Origin of the sequence: Pseudomonas sp. NIBRBAC000502773, from assembly GCF_006517195.1 — a bacterium.
GTDB classification, from domain to species: Bacteria; Pseudomonadota; Gammaproteobacteria; order Pseudomonadales; family Pseudomonadaceae; genus Aquipseudomonas; species Aquipseudomonas marginalis.
In genome coordinates this window covers 6,669,049-6,681,601 of the sequence record NZ_CP041189.1, presented here as the reverse complement: position 1 = coordinate 6,681,601, position 12,553 = coordinate 6,669,049, and the positions used below count along the sequence as shown (strand labels likewise).

Here is a 12,553-nt window from a genome sequence, read left to right as displayed (position 1 = left end):
GTCGGGGCAGCCGGGGCAGTCGGGGTGTTGTTGTTGTTGTTGTTGTTGTTGTTGTGGTGGTGAGCGGGCTTGCCCCGCGCTGGGCTGCGAAGCAACCCTTCAAAGCCGTCGCGCTTTTCCAGGAAAACCTCGTCGCCAGTTATTGGGGCTGCTGCGCAGCCCAGCGCGGGGCAAGCCCGCTCACCACAGCAAGCCTGCTCACCACAACAAGCCCGCTCGCCACAGAAGGCCGCTGCGCAACCCTTACTTGGTCAATCAGGCTATGCGCGCGCCACTCGGCCCGAGACAAAATGGCCCACATCATTGAACCCCGGTGTGGATGAATGCCCCGGCGTTACCAACGAATCAATGAACGCTTCATCCTCAGCCGTGATCTTCACGTCCAGCGCACCGGTGTAGGCGTCCCACTGCGCCTCAGTGCGCGGCCCCACGATCGCCGAGCTCACCGCCGCGTTGTTCAGCACCCAGGCGATGGCAAACTCGACAATCCCCACGCCACGGCCCTGGGTGTATTGCTGAATCTGCTGGGCGATACGCAACGACTCCATGCGCCATTCGGTTTCCAGGATGCGTTTGTCCTGGCGTGCCGCGCGGCTGCCGGCCTCCGGGGTGACGTCCGGCGCGTATTTACCGCTGAGTACTCCACGCGCCAGAGGGCTGTAAGGCACCACGCCCAGGCCGTATGCGGCGGCGGCAGTGATCTGTTCGACTTCAGCCTGGCGGTTGACGATGTTGTAAAGCGGCTGGCTGATTACCGGCCTGTCCACGCCCAGGCGCTCGGCGACGCGGATCACCTCGGCAATCCGCCAGCCACGATAGTTGGACAGTCCCCAGTAACGGATCTTGCCCTGGCGAATCAGGTCGCCGATGGCCGATACCGTCACCTCCAGCGGGGTGTCGTGATCTTCGCGGTGCAGGTAGTAGATGTCGAGGTAGTCGGTATCGAGGCGGGTGAGGCTGGCTTCCAGCGCGTTGAAGATGCGCTTGCGGCTCAAGCCGCTGCGGTTGGGCAGGCCCTCGGTGGGGCCAATGGCGACTTTAGACGCCACCACCCAATCCTGACGATGGCGAGCGATGGCTTCGCCGACGATTTCCTCGGAGCGCCCTCCGGTGTAGACATCCGCCGTGTCGATGAAATTGATGCCCTGGTCCCAGGCCTTGTCGATGATGCGCAGCGAGTCCTCGGTGTGGGTCTGTTCGCCAAACATCATGGTGCCCAGGGTCAAGGCGCTGACCTTCAAACCGGACTGGCCCAATGTGCGGTAAATCATGCAAAGCTCCTTGCGGCTGTGAGACATGGCCTATGCAATAGCAGACTCGACGGCTCTGGAACAAGCCCTGCGCGCGTTTCTTCATGCACTCAGCAAGGCCTGGCAACGCACTTGTAGAAACCGGTGCAGCACTTTCACCCGCTCCGACACTTGCAGGCGGTGCGGGCACATCAGGTTGAACGGCGTGGGTTCGCCCTGCCAGTCCGGCAGCAGGTGCACCAGCCGTCCGGCCTTGAGGTCCCGGGCGATGTCGAGGTTGGCCTTGTAGGCAATCCCGTGGCCGGCCAGTGCCCAACGCCGCACAATCTCACCGTCATCGCTCAGGTAGTCGCCCGTCACTTCCACTTCCTGCAACGTGGTGCCCTGGCGGAAGTACCAGATGCTGTTGGCCCGGCCCTGGCGCATGTACCGCAGCGTATTGTGTTGCGCCAACTCCGCCGGGGTGTGCGGCGTGCCGTGGCGTGCCAGGTAGTCGGGGCTGGCGCAGGGCAGGCGTTGGTGATCGGGCACCACCGGCAGCGCCACCAGGCTGGAGTCCCGTGGGACGCCGAAGCGCAGGGCGATGTCGACGGTGTCGCGGAACAGGTCGGCATTGCTGTCGTTGAGCAGTAGTTGCAGGCGGATGTGCGGGTGTTCCAGCTTGAACTCATCCAGCCAGCCCAGCACCACATTACGGCCGAAATCCGAGGGTGCGGCCAACTGCAACAAGCCGGTCAGGCCCTGGCTCTGCTGCTTGAGCGCTTGCTCGCCTTCGGCCAAGGCGGCCAGGGCCTCGCGCACGCTGTCGAGGTAACGCCGGCCTTCTTCGGTCAGGCGCATGCTGCGGGTGGAGCGTGCCAGCAGGCGGGTACCCAAGCGGGTTTCCAGGCGCTTGAGGGCAATGCTCGCCGCTGCGGGGGTCAGGCCGAGCCCGCGTGCGGCGGCAGACAGGCTGCCGGTGTCGGCGGTGCGCGCGAACACTTCAAGGTCGAGGATTGAGCTCATTTGTAAAAATCCTTTAAAGATCTTGTCGTTTTACCGGGATTTTTCGCCGATTGCCAAGCTGGGAAGATGAACGCTCACTTTCTGACCCAGGACACTACCCCATGAATTCCTCACTCAACGGCAAAACGGTCATCGTCATTGGCGGCAGCAGCGGCATCGGTGCAGCCGTGGCCAAGGCCGCTGCTGCACGCGGTGCCCAGGTGGTGCTGGCGGGGCGGCGCCTATCGTCAGGCCGCGACAACGGCCTGCGCAGCGAACCGGTGGACGTCACCGATGCCGCGTCCCTGCAACGGTTGTTCGAAACCGTCGGGCGGTTTGACCATCTGGTGTACACCTCCGGCCCCTCGGTGCGCGCCAAGGCCCTGGCCGAAACCGATCTGGGCGAGGCTCAGGACAACTTTAACGTGAAACTCTGGGGCGCCTTGCGGGCGATCCAGCACGCGCTGCCTTTCCTCGATGAGCACGGCAGCATCAGCCTGACCTCCGGGCAACTGGGGCGTAAATGGGTGCCGGGGCAGTTCATCAAAGTCGGTATCAACGCTGCCACTGAAGCCCTGGGCAAGCAGTTGGCCAAGGAGTTGGCGCCGCGTCGGGTCAACGTGGTGAGCCCTGGTGTAATTGATACCCCGGCGTATGCGGGGTTGGCCGAGGACCAGCGCCTGGCGATGTTGGCCAAGGCGGGGGACGCGCTGCCGGTGGGGCGTGTGGGGCAGGCCGAGGACGTGGCGGCGGGGTATGTGCTGGCCATGGAAAATGGCTTTATGACCGGTGCTGTCATTGATATCAACGGCGGCGGCCTGCTGTAAACGCAGACCCATTGTGGGAGGGGGCAAGTCGAATCGACGCACCGCCCTCCCACATGGACCGCGTTAAACCTTCAAGGTCCGCGTCATCCGCAACGCCAGCACAACGCCCGCCACAATCACCGCCGCCAGCAGGTACAGCGCCACATCCGTGGACCCGGTGGTATCCTTCACAAAACCGACGATATACGGGCTGAGGAAGCCGGCCATCTGGCCCATGGAGTTGATCAGCGCCAGGCCGCCGGCGGCTGCGCCCGCGCTGAGCATGGCGGTCGGCACCGGCCAGAACATTGGCAGGCCGGTGAGGGCGCCCATGGTGGCGATGGTCAGGCCGAGTATGGCGATGGCCGGCGTGGTGGCGAAGTTCACCGCGATCACCAGGCCGATGGCACCCATCAGCATCGGCACCACCAAGTGCCAGCGACGCTCCTTGCGCAAGTCCGCCGAGCGGCCCACCAGCAACATGAACACCGCTGCCAGCAGGTACGGAATCGCACTGAGCCAGCCGATCACCAGGTTATCGCTGAAGCCCAGGTTCTTGATGATCGACGGCAGCCAGAAGTTGATGGCGTATACGCCACTCTGGATGCAGAAGTAGATCAGGCCGAACGCCCAGATCGCCGGGTTCTTGAACACTTCGGCGAGTGAATCGCTGGTGGTTTTCGGCTTGTTGGCCAGGTCGGTGGCCTGGTCGGCTTCCAGCACGGCGCGTTCGTGGGGCTTGAGCCACTTGGCATGGGCAAAGCTGTCGCTGAGCAGGAAGTAGGCGAGGGCGCCGAGGATCACGGTCGGGATGCCTTGCAGCAGGAACATCCATTGCCAGCCTGCCAGGCCGCCCTGGCCGGCGGCGAAGTGGTTGAGGATCCAGCCGGAAAACGGGCTGCCAAGCAAACCGGACACCGGGATCGCCGACATGAACAGCGCCATGATCCGCCCACGACGAAACGTCGGGAACCACTGCGAGAGGTACAGCACCACACCCGGAAAGAAGCCGGCTTCAGCCGCACCGGTAAACAGGCGCAAGGTATAGAAATGCGTCGGCGTGGTGACGAACAACAGGCAGGTGGACAGCGTGCCCCAGACGATCATCATCAAGGCAATCCAGCGCCGTGGACCGAATCTGGTCAGCGCCAGGTTGCTCGGCACGCCACACAGCACGTAGCCGATAAAGAAGATCCCGGCACCCAGGCCGTACACGGTTTCGCTGAATTTCAGCGCATCGAGCATCTGCAACTTGGCAAAGCCAACGTTGACCCGGTCGAGGTAGTTGAACAGATAGCAGATGAAAATGAAGGGGATCAGGCGCAGGGTAATGCGCTTGTAGATGGCGTTTTTATCGTCATCGGTGGCCAGTGTGACAGCGGCGCTCTGTGACATGGGAGTCTCTCTTTATTATGATTTTTCGCGATGCGAAGGTAACGTCGATCGCCCAATGAGTCTCGGCCACGTGGCGGGGTGCTGTCTTTGTGCTTGCGCACAGGGATGCATGCTTTGCGCTGTGCCGATGAACAACCACGCTTTCAAGGACTTTCTTTTAAGGAGATGGCCGCATGTTCGAGCTGGATCATGACCTGGCGCAGGATATCGTCAATCGCACCATGGCGATCCTGCCTTATAACGTCAACGTCATGGACAGCCAAGGCCTGATCCTCGGCAGCGGCGAACCCGAGCGCATCAACACCCGCCACGAAGGCGCACAACTGGTGCTGGCCAACGGTCGTGTGGTCGAGATCGACGGGCAGACCGCCAAGCACCTCAAGGGCGTGCAGCCGGGCATTAACCTGCCGCTGATGCACGATCAGCGCTTGATTGGCGTGCTGGGTATCACCGGCGAGCCCGAGCTGTTGCGCACCTATGCCGAATTGGTGCGCATGACCGCCGAAATGCTCGTCAGCCATCGTCATCAGCAAGCCGAGCAGCAATGGCGACGCCAGCGTTGCGATGATCTGTTGGCGTTGCTCCTCGCCGACAGCGGCGACTCACCACGCCTGGTCGACGAAGCCCAGCAATTGGGCCTCAAGCCGCAGCTGGCACGCACGCCGTACCTGTTCGAACTGGGGGCGGGCCAATCGGCGGAGGCCTTGAACACCTGGCTGACCTCGCGCTATCCGGACAGTTGGTGCGTGAGCTCGGCGCAGTTCTCGCTGCTGTGGTGCCGACCGGCGGCGCAGCAGGTGGACAATCCACGGTTGCTGGAAAAGCTCCAGGGCCTGGGCTGGAACATCCTGCGGGTGGCCGTCGGCGGCCAGGCGGATGGCCTGGCCGGATTGCGCCGGTGTTATCGGCGGGTCGGCGATTTGCTGGCCTACGGTCGCGATGTACTGCCGCACTCGCGGCTGTTGACCCTCAACCGCTACCGCCTGCCCGTGATGCTCTGGCGTCATCGCAACGACGATGCCCTGGACGAACTGCTCAACCCCTTGCGCAAGGTGCTGGCCAAGGACAGCAACGGCCAACTCCTGGCCACGCTGCGCAGTTGGTGCGAACACGATGGGCAAAGCCAGGCCTGTGCCGACGCCCTCGGCATTCACCGCAACAGCCTGCGTTACCGTATGGAGCGCATCGCCGAACTCAGCGGCGTCGACCCGCTGACCCTGGATGGCATGCTGGCGCTGTACCTCGGCGTGCAGCTGCTGCCCCAGGCTTTGTCGGAATGAACAACAAACCTTACCCGTACTTGTGCATCGGACCGGCGTCAGCGGCGGTGCCAACTGGCAGCATGGGCGTGATAAAAATCGGAGAAAGCCCATGAAAGTCATCATCGCCCCCGACTCGTTCAAGGACAGCCTGAGTGCCGAGGGCGTCGCCCAGGCCATTGCCGCAGGGCTGGCGCAAGTCTGGCCGGACGCACAGTTGATCCAGTGCCCGATGGCGGACGGTGGTGAAGGCACGGTGGACGCGGTGCTCGCCGCTTGTAACGGCCAATTGCGCCAACAGGCGGTGCGCGGGCCTTTGGGCACTGCGGTGGAAGCACGCTGGGGCTGGCTGGCCGACAGCCACACCGCGATCATCGAAATGGCCGAAGCCAGCGGCCTGCAATTGGTAGCGCCAGGCCAGCGCGATGCGTGCACCAGCAGCACCTACGGCACTGGCGAGCTGATTCGCGCGGCCCTGGATCTGGGGGCCCGGCGCATCATCCTGGCGATTGGCGGCAGCGCCACCAACGACGGCGGCGCGGGGGCGATGCAAGCCCTGGGCGTGCAACTGTTCGACGCTGCGGATCAGGCCTTGCCACCGGGAGGCCTGGCCTTGTCGCGGTTGGCGCGTATAAACCTGGAAAAACTCGACCCGCGCCTGGCCCAGGTACGCTTTGAAATCGCCGCCGATGTGAACAACCCGCTGTGCGGCCCCCACGGTGCCTCAGCGATATTCGGCCCGCAAAAAGGCGCCAACCCCGAGCAGGTGCAACAACTGGACGCCGCCCTCGGCCACTTCGCCGATCACTGCGCCAACGTCCTGCCCAAGGACGTGCGTGACGAGCCCGGCAGCGGCGCCGCCGGCGGCCTGGGTTTCGCCGCCAAGGCGTTCCTCGGCGCGCAGTTCCGCGCGGGCGTGGAAGTCGTCGCCGAGTTGGTAGGCCTTGACGACGCCGTACGCGGCGCCGACCTGGTCATCACCGGCGAAGGCCGCTTCGACGCCCAGACCCTGCGCGGCAAAACCCCCTTCGGCGTGGCCCGCATCGCCCGGCAACACGGCGTACCGGTGATTGTCATCGCCGGCACCCTGGGCGACGGCTACGAGCAGATGTACGCCCATGGCGTGGCAGCGGCGTTTGCCTTGCCGAGCGGCCCGATAAGCCTGGAGCAGGCCTGCAGTGAGGCGCCGCGTTTGCTGCGCGAGCGCGCGGCGGATATTGCGCGGGTGTGGCGTGTGGCGGCCAAGCGCTGACGCATCACGTCGAACATGGGACAATCCGCGCCATTTTTCGACACGGAGAGTCCCCATGCTGCGCCCCGTACTCCTCGCCCTGCTGCTGACCGGCAGCGCCAACCAGGCCTTCGCTCAACCGCCCGCTGAAACCGTACCGCTGCTGCGGGAAATCAAGAACTGGGTCACCGGGTGCGATAACCTGCGCAATTGTCATGCCCTCAGCGCGCCCAGTGGCGTCGATGAAGAAGACTACAGCTCCCTGACCTTGCATATCTGGCATCAGGCCGGTCCCGAAGGGTATCTGCGCTTGCGCTTCGACCACCGCGGCGAAGCGCTGGACCTGTCGACCTTGCTGTTGGACGGTCAGCCGCTGGGCCTGGAGCTGACCCGGGATCTGCATGTGGAACTGGACGATCAGGGCGGCGATCCCGAAGTGCAGTCTTACGGCGTGATCGAGGACGCTGCGGCGCGGCGCTGGTTGCAGCGTTTGCGCAATGGCCAGCGCCTGCAATTGCCGGGCGATGAGCAGGCCCATGTGTCGCTGAGCGGCCTGAGCGCTTCGCTGCTGTTGATGGATGCGGTGCAGGGGCGGGTGGATAACGTGACGGCCCTGGCACGCCCCGGAAAAGCGCCGGCCCATGAGGTGCCGCCACGTTTGCCGACACCGGTGCTGCGCAAGTTCCCTGTGCCGCCGGCGTTGACCGCGCAGGAACAGGCCGGCCTGGTGGCCGCTGCATTGCAGGCCGTCACGCCGGAGGAGGGTGAGCCCGAGGCAAAGGCCGGGGCGCTGACGGCGCAACAGGCGATGACGGTGGTGCGTTACGACTGCGCGGCCTACAACTGTGAGTTCGACGTGGTCAGCCGCCAGCGTCAGGCGCCCTATGCGCAAACGCCGCTGGAGATTGAGCCCTTGCCGTTGGACGGCGCTGCGCTGCAAGGCTCGGTGGGCTATGACGAAGCCACCGGCACCTTGAGTTATTTCTACAAGCAGCGCGGCATCGGTGACTGTGGCGGCGGTGGTGTCTGGGTGTTTGACGGTAAGGCGTTCCAGCTCAGTGAGTTTCATAGGATGCCGCGCTGCACCGGTGTCGGTTACGGCGACTGGCCGTCGTTATGGACGACCGTGCCGGCGCCCTAGCCAGGGAGCAGGCACGGCCTCTACACTGGTCGGCCACGTGTCTTTCAAAGGATGAAACCCCATGCACGCACCTGAACCCCATATCGTGATCCAGCGCTTTACCGAGGCCCACCTTGAAGGTGTGGCGGCGCTCTATAACGAACCGGCCGTGTGCCGGCAGGTGCTGCAGATGCCGTTCCAGTCGGTGGATGTCTGGCGCAAACGCCTGGTCACCGACAACGAGCGGCGCCTGCAACTGGTGGCGGTGCACGGCGGCGAGGTGATCGGCCAACTGGGCCTGGAACAGTACCTGCGCGTACGCCAGGCCCATGTCGGTTCGTTCGGCATGGGCGTGGCGACGGCCTGGCAGGGCAAGGGCGTGGGCTCGCGGCTGTTGACGGCCGCGCTGGACGTGGCCGACAACTGGATGAACCTGCACCGGGTGGAACTCACGGTGTACGCCGACAACGACGCCGCGCACCACCTGTACCGCAAGTTCGGCTTCGAGGTCGAAGGGCGCTTGCGTGATTACGCCCTGCGCGATGGGGTGTTTGTCGACACCCTGAGCATGGCGCGCCTGCGCCAGTCGGCTTAATCCGCGAGTGCAAACGCCACCGCAGCCTGCGCATGCAGCTCGGTGGTGTCCAGCAGCGGCAGGTCGCTGTGTTCGGGCTTGACCAGCAGGCTGATTTCCGTGCAGCCGAGGATGACCGCCTGGGCACCCCGTGCGGCCAGGGACTCGATGACCCGAAGGTAAACCTGGCGTGACGCATCGCTGATCACGCCGACGCACAATTCCTCATAGATAATCCGGTGCACGGCGCGGCGCTCCTCCGCGTCCGGCACCAGCACGGTGAGGCCCTGGGCGGCCAGGCGCGACGTGAGAAAATCCTGCTCCATGGTGAACGCGGTGCCGAGCAAGCCGACGGTCAAGGTACCGGCCGCCACCGCCGCCGCAGCGGCCGCATCGGCGATATGCAGGAACGGAATCGACACCGCCGCCTCGATACGCGGCGCCACCAAATGCATGGTGTTGGTACACAGCACCACACACTCGGCGCCGCCGGCCTGCAAACGGCGCGCGGCGTCTTCCAGGATCAGCGCGGTGTCATCCCAACGCCCGGCGTGCTGGGCCTGTTCCACCGGGCCGAAGTCCACGCTGTACATCAACACCTGGGCCGAGCGCAGCGGGCCGAGCTGGTCGCGCACGCGCTGGTTGATGATACGGTAGTACTCGGCGCTGGACTCCCAGCTCATGCCGCCGATAAGGCCGATGGTGCGCATGCGATGCTCCTGACAGGGAAAGTCGCTTCACCTTACCCATCAGCCGCTGAATAGTCATACGCAGTTGCCCGCCAAATGACCGGAGCAGTTTCACATGTCCAGGTTGACCCATCCCGGCCGGGGTTGCTCCGCGGCAATGGCGTGGATGGGTTTACCCGTGGCCTGCTCCACGCGCCGCGCCACCTCCGGGTCGTCGGTGAACGGCAACATGCTGGCTTCGTCCAGGCTCGTCTCGGACTGCCCGCGCAGGCAATACTCCACCGCAGCGTACAGGCACACCACGATCAGCAAGCTCCACATATCAGGCGATCCGCGCATCGAGCCGGGCCACGTTCAAGTCTGCGACCCGCACCGTGCGCCAGGTGTTGTAGGCCATCAGCAACATGCCCGTGAGGAAAAACACGCCCCCCGTAAACCGCACCACAAACCCCGGATGGCTGGCCTGCAAGGCTTCGACAAACGAGTAGGTGAGGGTGCCGTCGTCGTTCACCGCGCGCCACATCAGGCCTTGGGTGATGCCGTTGACCCACATCGACGCGATGTACAGCACCGTGCCGATGGTTGCCAGCCAGAAGTGCAGGTTGATCAGCGCCACGCTGTGCATCTGCTCGCGGCCGAACAGCTTGGGGATCATGTGGTACAGCGAGCCGAAGGTGATCATCGCCACCCAGCCCAGGGCTCCGGCGTGTACGTGGCCGATGGTCCAGTCGGTGTAGTGGGAGAGGGCGTTGACGGTCTTGATCGCCATCATCGGACCTTCGAAGGTCGACATGCCATAGAACGCCAGGGACAGCACCAGGAAGCGCAGGATCGGGTCGGTGCGCAGCTTATGCCAGGCACCGGACAAGGTCATCATGCCGTTGATCATGCCGCCCCAGCTCGGGGCCAGCAGGATCAGCGACATGGCCATGCCCAGTGACTGCGCCCAATCGGGCAAGGCGGTGTAGTGCAAATGGTGCGGGCCGGCCCAGATGTACAGGGTGATCAACGCCCAGAAGTGCACGATGGACAGTCGATAGGAGTACACCGGCCGGCCCACTTGCTTGGGCACGAAGTAATACATCATCCCCAGGAAACCGGTGGTCAGGAAAAAGCCCACGGCGTTATGCCCGTACCACCACTGCACCATGGCATCGGTCGCGCCGGAATACACCGGGTAGGACTTGAACCAATCCACCGGGATTGCCAGGTGATTGACCACGTGCAACATGGCGATCACCAGGATAAACGCGCCGAAAAACCAGTTGCCCACGTAGATATGCCGGGTCTTGCGCCTTACCACCGTGGTGAAGAACACAATGGCGTAGGCCACCCACACCACGGTCATCCACACCGCGCCGGAAAACTCGATCTCGGCGTATTCCTTGGTGGTGGTGTAGCCCAGGGGCAGGCTGACCAGCATGATCACGATCACCGACTGCCAGCCCCAGAAGGTAAACGCGGCGAGACGGTCGGAAAACAGGCGCACCTGGCAGGTCCGTTGCACCGCATAGTAGCTGGCGGCAAATTGCGCACTGCCGGCGAAGCCAAAGATCACCAGGCTGGTGTGCAACGGCCGCAGCCGGCCGAACGTGGTCCAGGGCAGGTCCAGGTTCATCTGCGGCCAGACCAGTTGTGAGGCGATCCACACGCCCATGGCCATGCCCACCACGCCCCACACAAGGGTGGCGATCACGAATTGGCGGACGACTTTATAGTTGTAGGCCTGCTCGGTTGTTGCGGTGCTCATGCTCAGTCCTCCCACGGTTCCAAGTGGCGGGCACTGTAGGAAACGCGGGAAAAACAAAACAGGCTCAGAAAAAGCTCATTACAGCGGATCAGTCGACAAGCACGCCCACTGGCCTGTCAGCGTTAATCGTACGGTGAGTGGCCGCATCTGCCATGATCGGGCATCGCAACCTGGCACACCCAAGGAAATCCGCAATGGACGATGTACAGCAACTGGGCGAGATGCTTCGTCATTACGCCGATAGCGAAGCGCACAAGAAGCAACAGTTCGATGTGCAGTCGGCGCGCTGGACGCACAAGCTCGACGAGCTGTTCGGGCAGATCGAGCAATGGCTGGAACCGGTCAAGACTGTCGGCCTGCTGGAGGTGCACCGTGAAGCCTATGTCGCCAGCGGGCCGGGCGTGCCGGTGGAGACCTCGACCTTCAAGACCGAAAAGCTGCTGGTGCAGATCACCGGTAAGACCGTGGAGTTCGTGCCTGAAGTCATGGGCGTGGGCGGCTTGATCTCGGTGTCAGTGATGGGCTTGACCGCTGCCCGCCACGGCAGTGTGTCGCTGGTGCTGCCGGCCGACAAAAACGACTGGCTGTGGAAGAAAACCAATGGCCTCAAAGACCCGGACACCTTTGGCTTCGACGCCAATTTCCTGGCCTCGCAGTTGCAGAGCCTGATTCCGCGCGAACGCGGCTGAGGGGCTCCCGCTTCGCGCAACGTCGATGGGGACGCCGGTGTGTCAAACACTGGGTGGAAATACGTATTTTTTGCCCAGGATTGGCTATACCTACAGCTCCATGTTTAGATGATGATCGCCAGGGAGTTCAATGATGAAACTAAGGCTAATGATCAGTACGCTGTGCGTGGCTTCCATCGCAATGGCCGGCTGCGCCAGCAAGGTCACCCAACCGGACGAGTACTCAGGCTTTCTGTCCGACTACAGCCAACTCAAGGAAGCCAAGTCGCCTTCGGGGGTCGAGGTGATGCGCTGGGTAGACCCCCAACTCGACCTGAGCCGCTATAACGCGGTGTATATCGAACCGACGCAGTTCTACCCCAAGCCCCAGGCCACCACGAAAATCCCCGACAGCACCCTCAATGGCATCAACACCTACTTCAACCAGGCGCTCAAGCGTGAGCTGGGCAAATCACTGCCCCTGGCCAACGGGCCCGGCCCCGGTGTGATGGTGGTACGTGCGGCGATCACCGCCGTCAGCAGCAAGACCGAAGGCCTCAAACCCTATGAATTCGTGCCCGTGGCCCTGGTGGCGGCAGCGGTGAGTACCGGTACCGGCATCCGCGACCAGGAAACCACCCTCGGCACCGAGGCGCAGTTCCTCGACGGTGCCAGTGGCAAGGTGCTCGCCCAAGTGGTGCGCAAGGGCACGGGCAAGCCGCTGTCCAACGACTCGCAGGTGATGAAGGCCGATGACGTGAAAGGCGTGATCGATGGCTGGGCGTCGGACTTGCATCAGTCGTATGTGAAGCTGAAAAAACACTAGG

The 12,553-nt window shown here is 63.6% G+C and carries 13 protein-coding genes; 7 read left to right on the top strand and 6 right to left on the bottom strand.

The window, feature by feature from the left end; all coding sequences use genetic code 11:
* Window positions 1-260 precede the first annotated feature (260 nt).
* Together NIBR502773_RS30440 and NIBR502773_RS30435 are read right to left on the bottom strand one after the other, a co-directional pair.
* Entirely contained in the window at window positions 261-1,271 is a 1,011-nt protein-coding gene (locus NIBR502773_RS30440) for an aldo/keto reductase (protein ID WP_141157790.1), read from the bottom strand.
* Window positions 1,272-1,352: 81 nt separating this feature from the next.
* Window positions 1,353-2,255: a LysR family transcriptional regulator gene (locus tag NIBR502773_RS30435; protein ID WP_141157789.1), complete on the bottom strand. Its 903-nt coding sequence runs from the start codon at window positions 2,253-2,255 to the stop codon at window positions 1,353-1,355.
* A 101-nt stretch (window positions 2,256-2,356) separates the two neighbouring features.
* On the opposite strand from NIBR502773_RS30435, the gene NIBR502773_RS30430 reads away from it, so the two are divergent.
* Window positions 2,357-3,061 carry an SDR family oxidoreductase gene (locus NIBR502773_RS30430; protein ID WP_141157788.1) on the top strand — a complete coding sequence of 235 codons (705 nt, stop codon included), beginning with the start codon at window positions 2,357-2,359 and terminating at the stop codon, window positions 3,059-3,061.
* A 63-nt stretch (window positions 3,062-3,124) separates the two neighbouring features.
* Here NIBR502773_RS30430 and NIBR502773_RS30425 read toward each other — a convergent pair whose 3' ends face one another.
* On the bottom strand, window positions 3,125-4,435 hold the full coding sequence (locus tag NIBR502773_RS30425) for an MFS transporter (protein WP_141157787.1): 1,311 nt from the start codon (window positions 4,433-4,435) through the stop codon (window positions 3,125-3,127).
* Window positions 4,436-4,608: 173 nt separating this feature from the next.
* Between NIBR502773_RS30425 and NIBR502773_RS30420 the strand changes: the two genes are divergently transcribed.
* The 4 genes from NIBR502773_RS30420 to NIBR502773_RS30405 all read left to right on the top strand — a co-directional run bounded on the left by NIBR502773_RS30420 (window position 4,609) and on the right by NIBR502773_RS30405 (window position 8,640).
* Window positions 4,609-5,715, top strand: coding sequence for a sugar diacid recognition domain-containing protein (locus NIBR502773_RS30420; RefSeq protein WP_092357976.1), 1,107 nt, complete (start codon window positions 4,609-4,611; stop codon window positions 5,713-5,715).
* A gap of 91 nt (window positions 5,716-5,806) precedes the next feature.
* Window positions 5,807-6,946 (top strand): glycerate kinase, encoded by a 1,140-nt coding sequence (locus tag NIBR502773_RS30415; RefSeq protein WP_141157786.1) that lies wholly within the window; start codon window positions 5,807-5,809, stop codon window positions 6,944-6,946.
* 55 nt (window positions 6,947-7,001) lie between these two features.
* Window positions 7,002-8,066: a DUF1176 domain-containing protein gene (locus NIBR502773_RS30410; RefSeq protein WP_141157785.1), complete on the top strand. Its 1,065-nt coding sequence runs from the start codon at window positions 7,002-7,004 to the stop codon at window positions 8,064-8,066.
* Window positions 8,067-8,127: 61 nt separating this feature from the next.
* Window positions 8,128-8,640, top strand: coding sequence for a GNAT family N-acetyltransferase (locus NIBR502773_RS30405; RefSeq protein ID WP_115487297.1), 513 nt, complete (start codon window positions 8,128-8,130; stop codon window positions 8,638-8,640).
* Here the strand turns inward: NIBR502773_RS30405 and NIBR502773_RS30400 are convergent.
* From NIBR502773_RS30400 to ccoN, 3 genes are all read right to left on the bottom strand, one after another.
* Window positions 8,637-9,329 carry an aspartate/glutamate racemase family protein gene (locus NIBR502773_RS30400; protein ID WP_141157784.1) on the bottom strand — a complete coding sequence of 231 codons (693 nt, stop codon included), beginning with the start codon at window positions 9,327-9,329 and terminating at the stop codon, window positions 8,637-8,639. The genes NIBR502773_RS30405 and NIBR502773_RS30400 overlap by 4 nt on opposite strands.
* Before the next feature lie 90 nt (window positions 9,330-9,419).
* Window positions 9,420-9,629: a cbb3-type cytochrome c oxidase subunit 3 gene (locus NIBR502773_RS30395; RefSeq protein WP_141157783.1), complete on the bottom strand. Its 210-nt coding sequence runs from the start codon at window positions 9,627-9,629 to the stop codon at window positions 9,420-9,422.
* A 1-nt stretch (window position 9,630) separates the two neighbouring features.
* Window positions 9,631-11,058: a cytochrome-c oxidase, cbb3-type subunit I gene (gene ccoN, locus NIBR502773_RS30390; protein ID WP_141157782.1), complete on the bottom strand. Its 1,428-nt coding sequence runs from the start codon at window positions 11,056-11,058 to the stop codon at window positions 9,631-9,633.
* Between the two features lie 194 nt (window positions 11,059-11,252).
* Between ccoN and NIBR502773_RS30385 the strand changes: the two genes are divergently transcribed.
* Window positions 11,253-11,747: a hypothetical protein gene (locus NIBR502773_RS30385; RefSeq protein ID WP_141157781.1), complete on the top strand. Its 495-nt coding sequence runs from the start codon at window positions 11,253-11,255 to the stop codon at window positions 11,745-11,747.
* Window positions 11,748-11,880: 133 nt separating this feature from the next.
* Window positions 11,881-12,552, top strand: coding sequence for a DUF3313 domain-containing protein (locus NIBR502773_RS30380; RefSeq protein WP_141157780.1), 672 nt, complete (start codon window positions 11,881-11,883; stop codon window positions 12,550-12,552).
* Window position 12,553 lies beyond the last annotated feature (1 nt).

Coding starts and splice junctions, on each gene's coding strand:
- NIBR502773_RS30385 (WP_141157781.1), top strand. CDS start 11,253: ATGGACGATGTACAGCAACTGGGCGAGATGCTTCGTCATTACGCCGAT.
- NIBR502773_RS30435 (WP_141157789.1), bottom strand. CDS start 2,255: ATGAGCTCAATCCTCGACCTTGAAGTGTTCGCGCGCACCGCCGACACC.
- NIBR502773_RS30405 (WP_115487297.1), top strand. CDS start 8,128: ATGCACGCACCTGAACCCCATATCGTGATCCAGCGCTTTACCGAGGCC.
- NIBR502773_RS30430 (WP_141157788.1), top strand. CDS start 2,357: ATGAATTCCTCACTCAACGGCAAAACGGTCATCGTCATTGGCGGCAGC.
- NIBR502773_RS30380 (WP_141157780.1), top strand. CDS start 11,881: ATGAAACTAAGGCTAATGATCAGTACGCTGTGCGTGGCTTCCATCGCA.
- NIBR502773_RS30425 (WP_141157787.1), bottom strand. CDS start 4,435: ATGTCACAGAGCGCCGCTGTCACACTGGCCACCGATGACGATAAAAAC.
- ccoN (WP_141157782.1), bottom strand. CDS start 11,058: ATGAGCACCGCAACAACCGAGCAGGCCTACAACTATAAAGTCGTCCGC.
- NIBR502773_RS30415 (WP_141157786.1), top strand. CDS start 5,807: ATGAAAGTCATCATCGCCCCCGACTCGTTCAAGGACAGCCTGAGTGCC.
- NIBR502773_RS30420 (WP_092357976.1), top strand. CDS start 4,609: ATGTTCGAGCTGGATCATGACCTGGCGCAGGATATCGTCAATCGCACC.
- NIBR502773_RS30410 (WP_141157785.1), top strand. CDS start 7,002: ATGCTGCGCCCCGTACTCCTCGCCCTGCTGCTGACCGGCAGCGCCAAC.
- NIBR502773_RS30440 (WP_141157790.1), bottom strand. CDS start 1,271: ATGATTTACCGCACATTGGGCCAGTCCGGTTTGAAGGTCAGCGCCTTG.
- NIBR502773_RS30395 (WP_141157783.1), bottom strand. CDS start 9,629: ATGTGGAGCTTGCTGATCGTGGTGTGCCTGTACGCTGCGGTGGAGTAT.
- NIBR502773_RS30400 (WP_141157784.1), bottom strand. CDS start 9,329: ATGCGCACCATCGGCCTTATCGGCGGCATGAGCTGGGAGTCCAGCGCC.